General features: G+C 47.3%; 14 protein-coding genes. 4 read left to right on the top strand and 10 right to left on the bottom strand.

Annotated elements, in window-relative coordinates:
• Positions 1 to 74 precede the first annotated feature (74 nt).
• Positions 75 to 2,957 carry a valine--tRNA ligase gene (locus tag B5D26_RS11395; RefSeq protein WP_078745857.1) on the top strand — a complete coding sequence of 961 codons (2,883 nt, stop codon included), beginning with the start codon at positions 75 to 77 and terminating at the stop codon, positions 2,955 to 2,957.
• Between the two features lie 89 nt (positions 2,958 to 3,046).
• On the opposite strand, the gene B5D26_RS11390 is transcribed toward B5D26_RS11395, so the two are convergent.
• A complete protein-coding gene (locus B5D26_RS11390) occupies positions 3,047 to 3,940 on the bottom strand; it encodes a LysR substrate-binding domain-containing protein (RefSeq protein WP_078745856.1) in 894 nt (297 codons plus the stop codon).
• Positions 3,941 to 4,045: 105 nt separating this feature from the next.
• Between B5D26_RS11390 and B5D26_RS11385 the strand changes: the two genes are divergently transcribed.
• A complete protein-coding gene (locus tag B5D26_RS11385; protein ID WP_078745855.1) occupies positions 4,046 to 5,071 on the top strand; it encodes a zinc-binding alcohol dehydrogenase family protein in 1,026 nt (341 codons plus the stop codon).
• Between the two features lie 129 nt (positions 5,072 to 5,200).
• Here B5D26_RS11385 and B5D26_RS11380 read toward each other — a convergent pair whose 3' ends face one another.
• The 6 genes from B5D26_RS11380 to B5D26_RS11355 all read right to left on the bottom strand — a co-directional run bounded on the left by B5D26_RS11380 (position 5,201) and on the right by B5D26_RS11355 (position 11,356).
• Positions 5,201 to 5,716: a hypothetical protein gene (locus B5D26_RS11380; RefSeq protein WP_078745854.1), complete on the bottom strand. Its 516-nt coding sequence runs from the start codon at positions 5,714 to 5,716 to the stop codon at positions 5,201 to 5,203.
• A complete protein-coding gene (locus B5D26_RS11375) occupies positions 5,713 to 6,480 on the bottom strand; it encodes an OmpA family protein (RefSeq protein ID WP_078745853.1) in 768 nt (255 codons plus the stop codon). Before B5D26_RS11375 ends, B5D26_RS11380 begins: the two co-directional genes overlap by 4 nt.
• Entirely contained in the window at positions 6,477 to 7,745 is a 1,269-nt protein-coding gene (locus tag B5D26_RS11370; RefSeq protein ID WP_078745852.1) for a hypothetical protein, read from the bottom strand. Before B5D26_RS11370 ends, B5D26_RS11375 begins: the two co-directional genes overlap by 4 nt.
• A 199-nt stretch (positions 7,746 to 7,944) precedes the next feature.
• Positions 7,945 to 9,246 (bottom strand): sodium ion-translocating decarboxylase subunit beta, encoded by a 1,302-nt coding sequence (locus tag B5D26_RS11365; protein WP_078745851.1) that lies wholly within the window; start codon positions 9,244 to 9,246, stop codon positions 7,945 to 7,947.
• 28 nt (positions 9,247 to 9,274) lie between these two features.
• On the bottom strand, positions 9,275 to 11,041 hold the full coding sequence (gene oadA / locus B5D26_RS11360) for a sodium-extruding oxaloacetate decarboxylase subunit alpha (protein WP_078745850.1): 1,767 nt from the start codon (positions 11,039 to 11,041) through the stop codon (positions 9,275 to 9,277).
• A 63-nt stretch (positions 11,042 to 11,104) separates the two neighbouring features.
• Positions 11,105 to 11,356, bottom strand: a complete 252-nt coding sequence (locus B5D26_RS11355) for an OadG family protein (protein WP_078745849.1) — start codon at positions 11,354 to 11,356, stop codon at positions 11,105 to 11,107.
• A 306-nt stretch (positions 11,357 to 11,662) separates the two neighbouring features.
• Here B5D26_RS11355 and B5D26_RS11350 point away from each other — a divergent pair, with 306 nt between their 5' ends.
• The gene (locus tag B5D26_RS11350) at positions 11,663 to 12,691 is read left to right on the top strand and encodes a tRNA dihydrouridine synthase (RefSeq protein WP_234985284.1); all 1,029 of its coding nucleotides are present in this window, start codon (positions 11,663 to 11,665) and stop codon (positions 12,689 to 12,691) included.
• 147 nt (positions 12,692 to 12,838) lie between these two features.
• Positions 12,839 to 13,141, top strand: coding sequence for a TfoX/Sxy family protein (locus tag B5D26_RS11345; protein ID WP_078745847.1), 303 nt, complete (start codon positions 12,839 to 12,841; stop codon positions 13,139 to 13,141).
• 99 nt (positions 13,142 to 13,240) lie between these two features.
• On the opposite strand, the gene B5D26_RS11340 is transcribed toward B5D26_RS11345, so the two are convergent.
• From B5D26_RS11340 to B5D26_RS11330, 3 genes are all read right to left on the bottom strand, one after another.
• Positions 13,241 to 14,164 carry a p-hydroxyphenylacetate 3-hydroxylase reductase component gene (locus B5D26_RS11340; RefSeq protein ID WP_078745846.1) on the bottom strand — a complete coding sequence of 308 codons (924 nt, stop codon included), beginning with the start codon at positions 14,162 to 14,164 and terminating at the stop codon, positions 13,241 to 13,243.
• A 296-nt stretch (positions 14,165 to 14,460) separates the two neighbouring features.
• Complete coding sequence (locus B5D26_RS11335; RefSeq protein WP_234985283.1) at positions 14,461 to 15,774, bottom strand: p-hydroxyphenylacetate 3-hydroxylase oxygenase component; 1,314 nt, start codon at positions 15,772 to 15,774, stop codon at positions 14,461 to 14,463.
• Positions 15,775 to 15,915: 141 nt separating this feature from the next.
• Positions 15,916 to 17,358: an SLC13 family permease gene (locus B5D26_RS11330; RefSeq protein ID WP_234985282.1), complete on the bottom strand. Its 1,443-nt coding sequence runs from the start codon at positions 17,356 to 17,358 to the stop codon at positions 15,916 to 15,918.
• Positions 17,359 to 17,559 lie beyond the last annotated feature (201 nt).

The raw sequence follows: 17,559 nt of genomic DNA, 5'->3' as shown, positions 1-17,559 counted from the left end.
CCACAAAGTCATCCGGTGGCGTTGAACAGCCAAGCCCATTGACCTATTTGACATAGATATAAGCATCAATTCTCATGGAAAAAACTTACCAGCCTGATCAGATCGAACGCACTTTGTACCAGAAATGGGAAGAGAACAAATACTTCACGCCTGGTGGTGAGGGTGATCCTTACTGCATCATGATTCCGCCACCAAACGTCACGGGCAGCCTACACATGGGACACGCGTTTCAGCACACCATTATGGATGCGCTGACCCGTTACCGCCGTATGCAGGGTCGTAACACCCTATGGCAGGTGGGTACTGATCACGCGGGTATCGCGACACAGATGGTCGTAGAGCGTAAATTAGCCGCTGAATCTGGCCAAAGCCGCTACGATTTAGGCCGTGATGCGTTCATCGAAAAAGTGTGGGAATGGAAAGAAGAATCCGGTGGCACCATCACCGGACAAATGCGTCGCTTGGGTAACTCGGTAGATTGGGATCACGAGCGTTTCACCATGGATTCTGGCTTCTACCGTGCGGTACAAGAAGTCTTTATTCGCCTGTACGATGACAAGCTTATCTATCGTGGCAAGCGTTTGGTCAACTGGGACCCTAAACTGCACACCGCAATCTCTGACCTTGAAGTGGAAAACAAAGAGGTCAAAGGCAAAATGTGGTATCTGCGCTATCCACTGGCAGATGGCGCAAAAACGGCGGCAGGTGATGATTATATCGTCGTTGGCACCACACGCCCAGAAACCATGTTGGGTGATACTGGCGTTGCGGTGAACCCTGAAGACCCGCGTTACCAAGATCTGATCGGTAAATTTGTTGAGCTGCCATTAGTGGGTCGTCGTATCCCAATCGTTGGCGATGCCTATGCCGATATGGAGAAAGGTACAGGCTGCGTAAAAATCACCCCTGCGCACGACTTCAACGATAACGAAGTGGGCAAGCGCTGCGGCCTGCCAATGATCAACATCCTGACCTTGAATGCCGATATTCGTGATCAAGCCCAAGTGTTTAACACCGACGGCAGTGTGAATACGGAAATTGATCCGAGCATTCCAGAAAAATATCAAGGCATGGAGCGTTTTGAAGCGCGCCGCCAAATCGTCGCTGATTTTGAAGCCCTTGGCCTGTTGGTAAAAATCGAAGAGAACAACATGACGGTGCCTTATGGCGATCGTGGTGGTGTTGTGATTGAGCCAATGTTGACCGACCAATGGTTCTGCGATGCGAAAACCTTAGCAAAACCTGCGATTGAAGCGGTTGAAAATGGCGACATCAAGTTTGTCCCTAAACAATATGAGAACATGTATTTCTCTTGGATGCGTGACATTCAAGACTGGTGTATCTCACGTCAACTGTGGTGGGGTCACCGCATTCCTGCGTTCTATGACAATCAAGGCAATGTGTATGTGGCCGCCTCAGCAGAAGCCGCCCGTGAAAAATACAACCTTGATCTTGAGCTGGAACTCCGCCAAGACGACGACGTGCTGGACACTTGGTTCAGCTCTGCGCTTTGGACATTCGGCACATTAGGTTGGCCAGAAAATACTGATCGTCTCAAAACCTTCCACCCAACCGATACCTTAGTCACGGGCTTTGACATCATTTTCTTCTGGGTCGCGCGCATGATCATGATGACCATGCACTTCTGCAAAGACGAAAACGGCAAACCTCAAGTACCGTTCAAAAACGTCTACGTTACAGGTCTGATCCGTGACGAAAGCGGCGACAAAATGTCGAAGTCTAAGGGCAACGTGCTTGACCCTCTGGACATGATCGACGGCATCAGCCTGCCTGAGCTGCTAGAAAAGCGCACGGGTAATATGATGCAGCCACAACTGGCAGAAAAAATTGGCAAGCGTACCGAAAAACAGTTCCCAGAAGGGATCGCGGCACATGGTACGGATGCACTGCGCTTCACCCTAGCGGCACTGGCATCCACAGGCCGTGACATCAACTGGGACATGAAACGCTTAGAAGGTTATCGCAACTTCTGTAACAAGATCTGGAACGCCGCACGCTACGTGTTAATGAATACCCAAGAGCAAGACTGTGGTCAAAATAATGACCACGTCATCTTGTCTCTGGCTGATCGTTGGATCATCAGCAGCCTGCAACGCACCGAGCAAAACGTGATTCGCCACATGGATGAATACCGTTTTGACCTTGCCGCACAAAGCCTGTACGACTTTATCTGGAACCAGTATTGCGATTGGTATCTAGAGCTGTCTAAACCTGTGCTTTGGGATGAAACAGAAGGCGAAACCCAAGAAGAGAAAGACAATCTAGAGGCCCTACGTCGTGGTACTCGTGGCACTCTAGTGCGCGTGTTGGAAGCGATCCTGCGCCTGTCTCACCCGTTGATGCCGTTCATCACCGAAGAGATCTGGCAGCAAGTGAAAGGCTTGGCGGGTAAATCGGGCGACACCATCATGTTGCAGCACTACCCAGAACCACAGGTTGAGCTGATTGACGAAGCTGCTGAAGCGGATATTGAGTGGCTGAAAAATGTGATCGTCAGCGTGCGCAATATCCGTGGTGAAATGAACATCGGCCCAGGCAAAGAGCTACAAGTATTGGTACAAAACGGCAGCGACGAAGACTTCCGACGCCTACGTGAAAACTACGTTGTACTGAGCAAACTGGCTAAATTGAGTGAAATCACTTGGCTGGAAGAGGATGAAGAAGCACCGATGGCCGTCACTCAGTTGGTCGGCAAAATGGAAGTATTAGTGCCGATGGCAGGTTTGATCGACAAAGCCGCAGAATTGAGCCGTCTAAGCAAAGAGATGGAAAAACTGCAAAAAGAGCTGGCACGTTTAGAAGGTAAGCTGGGTAACGAGAAGTTTGTCGCCAGCGCCCCTGAAGACGTTGTTGCGAAAGAGCGTGAAAAACAAACTAACGCTCAAGACGCACTGAACAAACTGCAAGAGCAATATGGCAAGATTGAGGCGTTATAAGCGCTAAAATCTCATCACCATTGCGATTGAGTTCAATACCCCCAGCCTTAAAGCTGGGGGTATTTTATTGTGAATAAGGTATACGTGAACTAACCAATATTCCCCTCTATTTGAGCTTCAAGCCATTGCTTGAAAATTTGTAATGCCGTCCGATCATACAGGGTTTCAGGGTAAGTAAGAAAATAGCCATCATCACCCGATAGTTGATGGCTGCAAGCATATACTAACCGCCCATCCTTTATATCCTGATCGATAAAATTAAGATCAACTAAACCAATCGCCTCTTCCGCACTTATAGCTTCTAATACTTGCGCAGTACTCGGCACCTCAATGCCTGTCGGTATAGGAAAGGTAGACAGTCCTGTTGAGTTTAACCACTCCTGCCACAGCCCCTTCATTGAAGCATTATGAATAATGCTTTGAGTAGAGAGTTGTTCGATACCGAATTGACCACCATTTTTTATCAGTAAATTAGGATGACACACCGCCACAATACACTTGTTAAATAGTCGAGTTGATAAAGTATCAGGCCAATGACCACTCCCCATTCTAATTGCCGCATCAAAAGGATCATTACGAAAATCAGCAATGCTAGAGGTAGCAACCACCGATAAACTCACATTTGGGTATTGGGCGCGGAAGTCTTTCAGCCTTGGTAATAGCCACCTTGTGGCAAAAACAGGTGCGACGGACAGTGCCAGAGAAAGGTCATCAGTGCAACGCAATGCTTTTCGGCTGGCCTGATGGATCTGTTGTAGCGGCTCTGTAATGTCCAAATACAACTGTTGCCCACGATGGGTCAGCTTAACGGCTTTATCTAAGCGCTCAAATAATGGGTAGCCCAATACCGATTCCAAATTACGAATTTGATGGCTCACCGCCGATGGGGTGACATGGAGTATTGCGGCCGCAGCTTGGAAACTTAGTGTTTGAGCTGCAGCTGCAAAGGTATTGAGGTTTTGTAGTGAAAGTTTAATTTTCATACAGATGAGCTTAACTCAACTGATGCATAAACATAACTCCTTTGTTAATTCATAAGCTGAGCTTTAATCTTGTGATATGTTTAATTGAAGAAGAGTTAACCTCATATGAAAGCTATTGGTTTTATCGCTACCCATGAAGGCACGGCTGCAGAAAACTTAGAAGACATTACATTAGAGCGTCCTACCGCCACAGGCCATGATTTATTGGTCAAAGTAAAAGCAATTTCAGTAAACCCTGTTGATACAAAAATCAGAAGTCGTCTATCTGGAAGCAAAGGCGAATACAAAGTATTAGGTTGGGATGCGGTAGGTGAGGTAGTCGAAATCGGAGATAGGGTCAACGCCTATCAGGTTGGTGATAAGGTTTGGTATGCAGGGGATATCACGCGCTCAGGCTCTAATGCCGAATATCATCTAGTTGATGAGCGCATCGTGGGTTTGAGCCCTAAAACGATCAGTGATGCTGAGGCTGCAGCACTGCCTCTGACAGCAATTACAGCTTGGGAGTTATTATTTGATCGCCTAGCATTAAAGCAAGATGTGACAGGCGTGGCTTCGACACCCAAAGTTCTGATTGTAGGTGCAGCAGGTGGTGTGGGGTCAATATTGATACAGTTGACGAAGCAGCTTACAGGAGCGACGGTGATTGCAACGGCTTCCCGTCCTGAAAGTCAGGCATGGGTTAAAACGTTAGGGGCCGATATTGTAATTAATCACAAACAGCCACTCACGCTTGAGTTATCGCGTGTTGGTATATCTGAGGTGACGCATGTCATCAGTCTCAATCGTACCGAAGATTACTTTGATCAATTAATTGAGGTTCTAGCTCCTCAGGGTAAGTTGGCACTGATTGATGACCCTGAAACGATATTAGACATTCGCAAGCTTAAGCAAAAGTCACTCTCTTTACATTGGGAATTGATGTTCACACGTTCAATGTTTAAAACTGAAGATATGATACAACAGCGAGAGCTTTTGAATCGTGTGGCCGAGTTAGTTGATGCGGGAAAAATTCGTACAACCATCGGCACTCATTATGGTGCTATATGTGCAGAGAACTTGATTAAAGCACATCAAGATATCGAGAACGGTAAAGCCATTGGTAAAATCGTTTTAGAAAGCTTTGCCTAGTTTCGTCCATAGTTCTTAACTCAAAAAGGACTGCACCGAGCACCGGCCACTGATGCCATAGAAGGAACTGTGGCCAACTTTACAATACTTGAGATAAGCCGATGGCACTAAACCTTGAGTGTAATTTAATTATCGCACTGGGTATAAGGTATAGAGTTTAAAAAAATCCGTCAGTTGAAACTGCTTTAGCAGTTGCTCGCTGTAACGAATACGGCGATTACGTACAAGGCTAAAACCTCGATAACCCAATAAGGTTAAACACTCTGGGCAGACCGATAAACTGCGGCGTTTGTGGTAGTCTAAAACTGGAAAAGGTGAGTGTAAGCTCGTCGTTGCAATCAACTTATCATCCCTGCACTGCTGCAAAACTGAGCAGTTCGCAACATGGAAATGCTGTTTTTTACCTTGCTCGTGCGCCAGTTTAAACACGACGACTCGGCCATTTTTAATAGCCAGTGTATGGTCTTGCAGCAGTCTTAAACTGTGTAGCTGGGTTAAAACCCCATGCTGTTCAAGTTTGGTACGCTCCTCCCCTGTCAGGTGTTTATGAGGATCAAACAACTCAAAATGCCCTAAACGAGTAGCTCCCATTTCACGGCGTAAGGCCAAGATGGGTTCAAACTCTGCAAAGTCTGGCAACTTCATGGTTGTGCCGACTCAGATTTGGGCACGTTGGGTGCTTCCAATACCCCTTTTAATATTTCGCTGATACGGGCATCGGCATCGGTGATCAAGCGAAACTCAACTCGGCGGGAACGTTCGCCATTTTCTGAACCATCGGGCATCAACACCAACTTTGACGAAGACAGGCCATTAGCAGTGAGATTACTTTGCAACCACGCTTTTTGGCTCTTCACCTCAGGCAACGATAATACATAGGCCAAGGTTGAGCGTGTACGCGCCTGAGACAAACGCATATTGTTGATATAGGCATCATCAGGAGAGCGGGCATTGGTCCAGTCGCTAGAGGTGTGCCCTTCTATGCGGACTTCAGAGATGTCATTACGATACTGTTCCGAAGTGATAATTTTGGCATAGCGTGGAAAAAAGTCCGCTAGGATGGTTTCAAACTCGGGTTGCAGACTGGATTTACCCAGATCAAACATCACATCGGTATTGTAAAACTGCAAACTGAGATCATCCTGTTTCAGCTCTGCTCCCCAACGTGGCAGGTCATCTTTAAACTCGTTATAGAGATCATGGTAAAGCTGCTCCCGTAACTCACGGTATAACAGGGCCACCTCTTTAATTTTTTGTGTTTCCCGCTCTAGGATGACCATATAAGCTACGGCAACCAATAGAAACACCATCATTAAACCTGCCATTAAGTCACTGACGGCAACCCAGTGTGCGCCCTCTTCAGCGGTCAGGTTTTCCTCTTCATCTTGCTGACGGTTAAACGGGTTCATCGAGTAGATTTCCGCTCGGCGGCAGGTAAGCTATTGGCCAACTCAACAACGGTTTTGAGTTTCTCCGTCAAGGGCTGATAGTCGCTGACAAACTTCTCAGATAAAGCGGTGAGCTGACAGCCAAAGGTTTGCAAGGCGTGGGTGAGTTCTTTTTCCATACCCGCGTCAATGCGAATCAGTTGTTGTTCATTGCGCTCTAGCATTTTCAGCGTCACTTGCTGGTGCGCCTCGTTGACCTGTTGCATATCGCCAACCAGTTGCTGATTTACGGTAATAACCGTGTTTTCAATGGTTTTGGCGGTATTGCTGAGCAGGTGATTCATCTGGCGATGACTTTCTTGAATACCATGAGCAAGCTCATCTGTCAGCGCCAAGATACGCCCTTCTAAAGCAGGTAAACCATCAGAGGCTTTGCTGACCAAGCTGGCCAGACTATCAAGATAACTGCCCAAAGCCACAGATTGCTGCTGCAATCCTGTCATCACATCGCCTAGCTTTTCTGAGACCTCGTTAAATGCTTGCGTATGTTGCACCATCGTTTGGTAAGCTTCTGTCGCTTTGTCCAACACATCCCCATTGGCACGCTGTTGTTCTAATAAGCGCGCCAGCTCATCTTTATAGTTGTCTTGCCACTCCAACATACGGCCAACGGCTTGATTCAGCTGTTTAAAATTATCACCATACTGCACCGTAATTCGGTCATTAAAGCCCGTCATCAGTTCGGTAATGGCTTTGGTCAGCGCACTACTGTTGGCTTCTACCATTTTATTCTGGTATTGGCCTATTACGGACTCTAAGCGCCCGAGGTGTTGCTCTAAGCCCTGATTACTGGCTGCCAGTTTAGGACCAATTTCTGTTAAGCCTGACTTTTGCAGCTGTGAGCGAATATCACCTAGCAATGTGGCTAGGTCATCAACCGTTGCCCCTGTGTATTGGGTTTCAGACTCGACATTGCGTACATGTTTGATCACATGGCGCAACTTGATACTCATTGCAGCCAATAAGCCTGCAATAGAAGACCAAAAGGCGGTTTTCAGACCTTCAATCAACTGAGGTACGCTACCTTCAATATCTTGGGTATCAAAGTCCATTAAACCTAGTGCGACCCCTAGGAAGGTTCCAAAAATACCAATACTGGTCAGAATAGAAGGTGCAGCGTTGACCGTGCGCAGTGAGTAAACTGGGCCATGAAAATAGACTGTGAGCAGTAAAATGATTGCAATCACAATCAAGGTTAACGGGGAGAATGCGGCTAACAGTGCCATAATAATTGCTGAACCCTATAAATCACCCTAACAAAAGTGCCTGCTATTATGGCGAGTCTAGACTGCGATGCAAACAGCAAAAACAATCAAACCTTTGAGAAAGGTATTAGAAACGAAAAAGCCACAAGAGGTTAATCTTGTGGCTTTTTCTGTCTGAGTCATCAGATCCAGATTATCTAAACACTAACAGCCTAAGCCATTAACCGCCCAGATACTTGATCATCACACCCGCTGCAACTGCTGAACCGATTACACCTGCCACGTTAGGGCCCATTGCGTGCATCAGTAGGAAGTTGTGAGGGTTATATTCCAGACCTAGCTTATTCGATACTCGAGCAGCCATAGGTACTGCCGATACACCAGCAGAACCAATCAGTGGGTTAACTGGGTGCTTGCTGACCTTGTTCAGAAGCTTCGCCATCAACACACCCGCACCTGTACCAATACCGAATGCCACGATACCTAGACCTAGAATACCTAAGGTTTCTAGTGCCAAGAACTTCTCAGCCATCAGCTTAGAACCTACTGATAAGCCTAAGAAGATTGTGGTGATATTGATTAGTGCGTTTTGAGCAGTATCACTCAAGCGCTCTACCACGCCACTCTCTTTCATCAGGTTACCAAAACAGAACATACCCAATAGAGGTGCTGCATCAGGTAGCAGCAATGCAACCAAGACCAACAATACTAGAGGGAAGACAATTTTTTCTGTTTTAGAAACAGTACGTAACTGCACCATCTCAATCTTACGCTCTTCTGGTGTTGTCAGCGCACGCATAATTGGCGGCTGAATCAGTGGCACCAGTGCCATGTAAGAGTAAGAGGCTACCGCGATAGCACCCAGCAATTCAGGTGCCAGCATACTGGCCACATAAATTGAGGTTGGGCCATCCGCACCACCGATAATACCGATTGCAGCGGCTTGCTCAATGCTGAAGTCCATAATCCCCATTGCAGAAAGGCCAACAGCACCAATCACGGTTGCGAAGATACCAAACTGTGCCGCAGCACCTAAAAACAGCGTTTTAGGGTTAGCTAGTAACGGGCCAAAGTCCGTCATCGCGCCTACACCCATGAAAATCACAAGCGGAGCAATACCACTGGCAATCGCCACAGAGTAGAAGCTATACAGCATACCATTAGAGTAGCCCGCATCTTGTGCAATCAGCTGAGCCGCTTGATAAGCGCTCGGCTTAGCCTCATGTACAATACGCGACAGTTCATAAGGATCTAAGGTATTAGACCCAACGGCATTGGCAATACCAGCCAGCACTTCTGGTTTAGCAAAGTGAAGCGCTTGTTCCACAGCAGACATCGCCAGTCCCGCCTCGGGAATGTTGGCCAAAAGACCACCAAAACCGATTGGAACCAACAACAGTGGTTCAAAGCCTTTTACAATCGCCAGATATAGCAGTCCCAAACAAACCGCTATCATCACGAACTGACCGCCCGTGATGTTGTAAAGACCAGAGCCCTGCCATAAGCTCAAAAGTTGTTCCATTTGATCAACCTCTTAGATTAAGCAGGACTTACACTGTAATCAGTGTATCGCCAACAGTAACCGCATCACCTTCGCGGACGTCAACAGAGGCAACTGTACCTGCACGCGGTGTACGTACTTCAGTTTCCATCTTCATCGCTTCTAGGATAATGATCACTTCGCCTTCTTGAACAACCTGACCAGGCTTCACTAATACTTTGAAGATGTTACCTGCCAATGGCGCTGTTACAGGCTGACCCGCAGACGCCGCTGGAGCAGCAGCCACAGGTGCTGGAGCTGCTTGCACATTAGAGATATCGCCACCTTCAGTCACTTGAACCACATAGTTCTGACCATTAACAGCAATTGTATAAACTTGAGGACCAGTATTTTTGCTCACAGTTTTCACACCTTCATCTTCAGTTGGGGCAGGTTCAAACGCATCAGGGTTGCCACGGTTCTGTAAGAACTTCAGACCGATTTGAGGGAATAGCGCATAAGTCAGAACATCATCTACTGTCGCATTTGCCAGAGTGAAGCCTTTCTCTTGTGCCAAACCTTGTAGCTCAGCAGTCAGCTTATCCATCTCATCATCAATCAGATCAGCTGGACGGCAAGTGATCGCTTCAGCACCATTCAGCACTTTTGCTTGTAACTCAGCATTGTAAGGCGCTGGTGCAGCACCATATTCACCCTTCAAAATGCCTTGAGTTTCTTTAGAGATGCTCTTGTAACGCTCGCCTGTCAAAATGTTCAATACCGCTTGAGTACCGACAATCTGAGACGTTGGTGTTACCAGTGGGATTAGACCTAGATCTTCACGTACACGTGGAATCTCAGCCAATACTTCATCAAACTTGTCGCCTGCACCCTGCTCACGCAGCTGGCTTTCCATGTTGGTTAACATGCCGCCTGGTACTTGTGCTACAAGAATACGAGAGTCTGTGCCGCGTAGTGCGCCTTCAAACTTCGCATATTTCTTACGGATCTTACGGAAGTAAGCCGCAATCTCTTCAAGCTTCTGTAGATCTAAGCCTGTGTCGCGCTCAGTGCCTTTCAGCGCTGCAACAACAGACTCAGTTGCCGTGTGACCATAAGTCATCGACATAGAAGAGATGGCAGTGTCCACACGGTCAATACCCGCTTCAACCGCTTTCAAAATGGTCATATCAGACAAGCCTGAGGTCGCATGGGCATGCAACTGAACTTCTAGGTTTGTTTCTGATTTCAGGCGAGAAACCATTTCGTAAGCATCGTATGGCGCCATAATGCCTGACATATCTTTAATCGCGATAGAGTCTGCACCCATATCTTCGATCTGTTTTGCCAAGCTGATCCAATATTCCAAGTTGTGTACACGGCTGGTTGTATAAGACAACGTACCCTGTGCATGTTTACCAACTCGTTTTACCGCTTCAAGCGCACGTTTTAGGTTACGAGGATCATTCATCGCATCAAATACGCGGAATACATCCACACCGTTAGTTGCCGCACGCTCAACAAACTGATCCACCACATCGTCAGCATAATGACGGTAGCCTAATAGGTTTTGGCCACGCAAAAGCATTTGATGACGGGTATTAGGCATCGCTTTTTTCAATTCGCGAATACGATCCCAAGGGTCTTCGCCTAAATAACGAATGCAGGAGTCAAAAGTTGCTCCGCCCCAAGTTTCAAGGGACCAGAAACCTACTTGATCCAGCTTCTCAGCAATAGGAAGCATATCATCGATACGTAGGCGGGTCGCAAACAATGACTGATGCGCGTCTCGTAGAACAACATCAGTAATGCCTAGTGGCTTTTTGGACTCGGTCATGGGTATTGGCCTTTTCCATTCATTAATAATGAGTTTTTTTATTGGCTAAAAAAGCGTCTGCTTTTATTGGCCAGCTCGATACTTGTGAACGGCAGCAGTTAAAACTGCAACCAGTTCATCATTATTGCTAGCAGCAGCTGCGCTTGCAGGAGCCGGCTTGTTTTTAGGTACAACCGGAACTGGTTTTGCGTACTTCATGACAATAGATGACATAAAGCCTGTGGCAAAAACCAGCAAGGTCAGGAACACAAAAACAAATCCCATTCCGTAAAGCATCAGGTTGATGCCTTCGGAGATCAGCTCAGAAGATTGCATTAAGCCATTCCTCGTTTAGTTCTTGGATGGGTCAGGCCGGAAATAGCCTGCCACCTTATTTTTTGCCTCTTGCAGCAACCCCTTTACCTGCGCTCTCGCCCAAACACAGGCACAGGGGCGCAGCTAATTTACCTTGATTCCCTAAGGCAGGCAATAAATCTACAAAAATTGTAGACAATTGTTACGACTCATAGGTCAGGTGTAACAAGGCTCAAGACGTTATATCATTAGCGGTACAGGTGCAGATTTGACCCTTATCAATAGCTCCCCTCTAATTTGTCTTAAATCTTCAAATAGTATTTTTAAATGTCCAATATAAACCCTAGTAAGAAGTCACGGCAGCCTATGCCACTGGGCCGAATCGCTTTAGCACCTATGGAGGGTGTAGTTGACTTTCATGTTCGCAAAGTACTGACAGAGATTGGTGGTATCGACTTTTGTGTCACCGAGTTTATGCGGGTGACGACTCAATTACAGCCTAGAAAAATTTTCTATAAGCTCTGTCCTGAGCTGAAAACAGCCGCAGAAACAGCGTATCAAGTGCCCGTGCATTACCAGTTATTAGGCAATAATCCTGAGCTTTTGGCCGAGCACGCTTTAAGGGCAGCAGATCTTGGGGCGAAGGTGGTTGATCTAAATTTTGGCTGTCCAGCTAAAACGGTAAACAAGCACAAGGGAGGGGCGGTGCTTTTGCAAACACCCCATGAGATTTTCAACATTGTGCAGGCCGTGGCTCAAGCACTAGAAGACAGCCCAGCTCGGCTGACGGCTAAAATGCGTTTGGGTTATGAAGACAAAAGCTTAGTATTTGAAAACCTAGCGGCTATTCAAGAGGCGGGGGCAACTGAACTTGTGGTGCACGCACGCACAAAGGTTGAAGGCTATAAGCCACCTGCGCATTGGCAATGGTTGGCACGTATCAGAGAAAAAGCGACGATTCCGATTATCGCAAATGGTGAGATCTGGAGCCCAGAGGACTATCAGCGTTGTAGAGACGTCAGCGGTTGTACAGACGTGATGATTGGCAGAGGCTTATTAGCTGATCCATTTCTAGCGCAGCGTATCAGATTGAATATTCTAGACCAACCAAGCATCGCAGATTTGGCTGCGGTGCTACACTACTACCTCAGCATGATCGCACCTGATGTGCCGGAAATTTTTGTTTTAGCACGCGGTAAGCAGTGGTCAAATATGATGCGTAAGCACAGTATCGAAGCCTGTGATCTGTTTGATCAAACAAAACGTTGCACTAGCGCAGTTGAGATCATGAACCTGCTTGAAAAAACTGCTCAACAGCCGCGTTATTTTCAAGATCTGTTTGCTTATCAGCCCTAAGTATCAAAGTAATACAACGGCGCAGAGGCTGTGATTTTAGGCTGAACAGAAATTGCGCTGCTGCCCCAACAAGCAGACACTTCAGAGCCCTTTATGGCACCACTGTGATCTGTAAGCGGCTCAAACGCTATATTCACGAGGGATTTGATGCAAAGATTAAGAGACCTCAACGGGCTTGGCCCAAAGTCAGAAGCGATGCTAATTGAGGCAGGTATTGATTCTATAAAAACGCTGCGTGCACTAGGTGCCATTCGAGCTTTCATTCAAGTTAAAGAAACAAGCTTGAATAAACCCAGTTTAAACCTGTTGTATGCATTAGTCGGCGCCCTAGAGGGGGCACATTGGCTGACGATTGCTCAGTCTCAGAAATCAGAGTTGATCATGCAGTTAGAAGGTTATGACGAGCTAAAGAAAATATTCGAGGCGGAAGGTATTGAGCTGAAAGGCTGAAAGTAAAAAAGCCCAGTCAAAAGACTGGGCGAAGCAGGCAAACACAAACAATATTCAAAGTGCGATGAGACGCACAGGCACAGCTAAGGCACTAGAGGTTTATACTGCCTCTAATACTTTTCGAAAAATGGCTAACTCTTCCTCTGTAAACTGTCCAAAGACCTCTTTTTGGCGGTCATTGGCGATTTTCCATAGTACTTCAGCTTGTTCAGTCCCTGCTGGCGTTAAGCTCAGCTGATTATCGGTACGCGTAACCCACTCTTTGCGACATAAAGTATCAACAGCTGCATGTAGGTCATGATCTGGCATGCCGATACGCTGCTCAAGCTCGCTAGAAGATAAGCTGCCGAAATCATTCAAGGTCAACAGCATACGTGCTTCGATAGTACGTAAACCTGTTGCCAGTTGTAGCGGCTGATAGCTGGCCTGATAGCGTTTCACCGCTTGGATCATCTGATAGAACATGTTGTCTGCCAGACGCTTGTCATTTTTAGCTTTGCCTGCATCTGTGGCCTCAGATTCTTTAGGTTTAACGCCCGCATGAGGAATAACCGCAGAATAAGCACCGCCATGATAAAGCAGTGGCGCACGGCCAATGTCATCATAGGCCACCACTTTACCAATCAGAATCCAGTGATCACCACCGTCAATCTTCTGATAATTTTCGCACTGAAAGCGCGCTGCGCAATCTGGTAGCAATGCCGCACCACCTAAACCTTTTTCGTAGCGAATATCAGCAAACTTATCATCAGATGGGCGGGCAAAGTGGTTCGACAACGGAATCTGATCCGCTGCTAGAACATTCACAGCAAAGTGAGTGGCCTTGTCAAAAATTTCGACACTGCCCGAAGTTTTCATAATGCTCCACAGCACCAAAGCAGGATCAAGAGAGACCGAGTTGAAGCTGTTGGCGGTCACACCTGTTTGCACACCCTCTGGTGTACAAGCCGTAATAACCGTTACACCAGTGGCGAAGTTGCCCAGAGCACGGCGAAAATCGCGTGGGTCAAATGGGGTTGTCATGATTTTGATCCTGTGTATTGTTGCGCAGCATTTTGCAAATGTTGTGTACTTTCTAGTCGGATGTCGCTGCAGTCATTAGTAATAAGGGACCAGAAAAACACCTGCATTCAGTGCACTATATTTATTAGCATTGGACATTTCAGACGGCTTATTCTGCGCCGATATTGCAGTTTTGAACGCACATAGCCGCTTTTTTAATTTTGTTAGCACTTGCATTTCATGCCACCTCGGAGTGAGGTTAAAACACTGGAGTCAAGTAAGAGGGCAGGGAGAGTCCCTCTCACTTGGGTCAGGTCTTATAGCAGGGTTGGATCGGGTTCCATACCCAACAGTTCACGACCAATGATCTGCGCGCAGACATCATAATCGGTATACGCATGAGCAGCGGTCATGTTTGACTCACGCCATAGACGCTGAGCCTCACGGTCTTGATACCAGTTAGATGCACCCATCACAGCCCACAGACGGTTAACCGCTTCTACGCACATTTTAACGGCGTAAGCTTGGTTAGTACGCCAGTGCGCCAGTGTGTAACGGTCTGGATATTCGTGGCGCTCGCCGTATTCTTTGTGCTCATTCCAAGTTTTTTCCAGATAAGCACGCGCTGCACACACTTGCTGGTAAGACTCAGCAATACGCAGCATCGGTGGAACAGAACCTTCAACCTTCGCACCGGTATAAGCGCGAACACGGCTTTTGGTCAGATCTTTGTAGACTTCGATCATACGCTCTGCCACACCCAAGCTCATTGACGCGAAGCCTGATGCGAAATAGGGGCGGTAAGGTGTGTGGAAAATTTTGCTGTCTGGGTAAAGTGAACGACCCGCATGACGGCCTTCCATCATATCGCCAGCCGCCTGAATACGGTGCTCAGGTACAAATACACGGTCGATATGTGCGGTTTTCGTACCTGAACCCTGCATCGCAACAGAGTACCAATCATCAATAATGGTGAATTCGCTGCGCGGAATCACGGCGAAGCTGTACACTTTTTGATCATTCACGATACGGTTCAAGCCTACGATGATCCAATCCGCGTGATCAACGCCTGAGCTCCACTTCATATCACCAGTAAAGATGATGCCACCTTCTGCTTCTTCATATTGGCCAAATGGGGCAATAGATGAAGAGGCTACTGCATCTGGGTTCTCACCCCAAAACTCGTCCTGTGCTTGTTTGTTAAACATCGCCATCTGGTGGTTATGGGTACACAGCAAGCTATAAGCCCAAGCGGTTGAGCAGCAAGCGCCTGCCAATGCTGCGATGCAATCTGTAAACTCTGGTAGAGAGATCTCAAGACCGCCATAAGCCTTAGGTAAAAATACGCGGTTTAGGCCGATGCCGTGCAGCATCTCAATATTCTCTTTCGGTACCTGACGTAGCTCTTCCGCTTTGTTTGCATTCGCACGGATGGCTGGCAGAATCTCTTTCAGTTTATCGAGCATAGGATTTGGCGTGTTCATAGAGTCTGTACCCATTACTTGTTGTTTTGTGGCAATCAAAACCGATAACAGTGATCGGCGCTTGCAGCGGTGTTTACCAGTCCTCGAAACAATAGCTGCTTGGTATAAACTCATTATGGCGATAGAGATCAGATGTAAACATGACATTTTCTCGCTAAAAATGGGACTTTTCTGTTTTTAGAGCAGCTAGAAAGACGATTATGCCTAAGAGTATTTTGATTAAGCCAAAAACAAAAACGCCCGCTATCTGATGATGCGGGCGCTATTTTTAACGTGGGGTTGTCAGCCTTAATAAGTAAATACCATCGGCACCAAAACAAAGGTCGCGGCGGTAATCAGTACGATGGCAACAAGATTCAGGAAGAAGCCCGCCCGCATCATATCGCGCATCTGTAACAGGCCAGAGCCAAAGACAATAGCGTTAGGAGGGGTCGCAACAGGCATCATGAAGGCGCAACTGGCGGCGATAGTGGCCGGAATCACCCACACCAATGGGGTGCCAGTAATGGACTCAGCCACTGGACCTAACAAGGGTAGAAAACCTGCAGCAGTCGCTGTGTTACTGGTGATTTCAGTTAAAAAGGTGATCAGTGCCGTCACCAATAACACGCCTAGGAGCAAAGGCAGTACGCTTGCGCCTTCGATTTGCAGGGCGATGTATTCAGCCAAACCTGAGCTTTTAATTTGGGCCGCCAAGGTTAAACCACCCCCGAACAGCAACAGAATGCCCCAAGGTACTTTTTTGGCGCTTTCCCAATCGAGCACACGCTCGTCACTACCCACCTGTACTGGTACGGTGAACAGCAAAAGCGCAGCGGCGATGGCAATGCCCGTGTCAGACAATGATAAGCCTGTCACATCGGTAATAAACGGACGGAAAACCCAGCTCAGTGCGGCAAACACAAAGATGGCCAGCACTTTTTTCTCGCCTTTGCTCATTGCACCCAACGTGTTGAGTTGCTCTTGAAAGACGGACTTGGCACTGACTTCACCTGCTTGGTCAACCTTGTAACTGACTTTGGTCAGCCAGAACCAACAGATGATTAACATGATGCTGGCAACGGGGACACCAATCAGCATCCAGTCTGCAAAACCCACTTCGATTTTATAGCTGTCAGCTAAATAAGCAGCCATCAAAGCGTTTGGTGGGGTGCCGATTAGGGTGGCGATACCACCGATGCTGGCACCATAGGCGATAGATAACAGCATCGCTTTGCCAAAGGCGTCGTTACTGCTGTCTTTTTCACGCACAATCTGAATCACGGATAGAGCAATAGGCAGCATCATCACGGCGGTGGCGGTGTTCGACATCCACATGGACAAGAACGCAGTCACCAACATCATGCCTAAAATCTGCAAACTGGGTTTAGCGCCCGCATAGAGCATGGTGGTTAAGGCGATACGTTTGTGCAGGTGCCAACGCTCCATTGCGATCGACAACAGGAAGCCCCCTAAGAATAGGAAGATCAATGGGTGGGCATAAGGGGCGGCGGCTGTTTTGATATTCACAATACCCGCCATCGGTGATACCAATAAAGGTAGCAGTGAGGCCGCTGGAATAGGTACAGCTTCTGAGATCCACCAACTGGCCATCCAGAAGGCTAAGCCTGCGGTGCGCCATGCGCCTACTGATAAGCCTGCAAAAGGAGGGTCGATCAGTACCGTTAGTAACATCACAGCAGGGCCGAGCAATAGCATTACCCAAGGTGTTTTTTTGTTTTGTTCGCTCACAATGGCGTCCTCTCTTGGTTGGGTTTAACCCGTCCACTGGGTATTTAGGTCATAACCCTAGAGGAGCAATAAGATTGCCAATGCAAAATTAAAACAAAATAACCTTATAATTCAATAGTTTATAGAAAACAAAACTCGTACCCACCGTTTTTTGTGCGGTTTCCCCTACAAAAAACCGAGCTGCATTTTCACGATTTCCAC

Source organism: Oceanospirillum multiglobuliferum (genome assembly GCF_900167095.1).
Taxonomy (GTDB): Bacteria; Pseudomonadota; Gammaproteobacteria; order Pseudomonadales; family Halomonadaceae; genus Oceanospirillum; species Oceanospirillum multiglobuliferum.
This window is presented reverse-complemented; position numbering and strand designations above follow the sequence as displayed.

Excerpts from the sequence above, each read along its gene's own strand:
- B5D26_RS11395 (WP_078745857.1), top strand. The coding sequence starts at position 75 with ATGGAAAAAACTTACCAGCCTGATCAGATCGAACGCACTTTGTACCAG.
- B5D26_RS11390 (WP_078745856.1), bottom strand. The coding sequence starts at position 3,940 with ATGAAAATTAAACTTTCACTACAAAACCTCAATACCTTTGCAGCTGCA.
- B5D26_RS11385 (WP_078745855.1), top strand. The coding sequence starts at position 4,046 with ATGAAAGCTATTGGTTTTATCGCTACCCATGAAGGCACGGCTGCAGAA.
- B5D26_RS11380 (WP_078745854.1), bottom strand. The coding sequence starts at position 5,716 with ATGAAGTTGCCAGACTTTGCAGAGTTTGAACCCATCTTGGCCTTACGC.
- B5D26_RS11375 (WP_078745853.1), bottom strand. The coding sequence starts at position 6,480 with ATGAACCCGTTTAACCGTCAGCAAGATGAAGAGGAAAACCTGACCGCT.
- B5D26_RS11370 (WP_078745852.1), bottom strand. The coding sequence starts at position 7,745 with ATGGCACTGTTAGCCGCATTCTCCCCGTTAACCTTGATTGTGATTGCA.
- B5D26_RS11365 (WP_078745851.1), bottom strand. The coding sequence starts at position 9,246 with ATGGAACAACTTTTGAGCTTATGGCAGGGCTCTGGTCTTTACAACATC.
- oadA (WP_078745850.1), bottom strand. The coding sequence starts at position 11,041 with ATGACCGAGTCCAAAAAGCCACTAGGCATTACTGATGTTGTTCTACGA.
- B5D26_RS11355 (WP_078745849.1), bottom strand. The coding sequence starts at position 11,356 with ATGCAATCTTCTGAGCTGATCTCCGAAGGCATCAACCTGATGCTTTAC.
- B5D26_RS11350 (WP_234985284.1), top strand. The coding sequence starts at position 11,663 with ATGTCCAATATAAACCCTAGTAAGAAGTCACGGCAGCCTATGCCACTG.
- B5D26_RS11345 (WP_078745847.1), top strand. The coding sequence starts at position 12,839 with ATGCAAAGATTAAGAGACCTCAACGGGCTTGGCCCAAAGTCAGAAGCG.
- B5D26_RS11340 (WP_078745846.1), bottom strand. The coding sequence starts at position 14,164 with ATGACAACCCCATTTGACCCACGCGATTTTCGCCGTGCTCTGGGCAAC.
- B5D26_RS11335 (WP_234985283.1), bottom strand. The coding sequence starts at position 15,774 with ATGTCATGTTTACATCTGATCTCTATCGCCATAATGAGTTTATACCAA.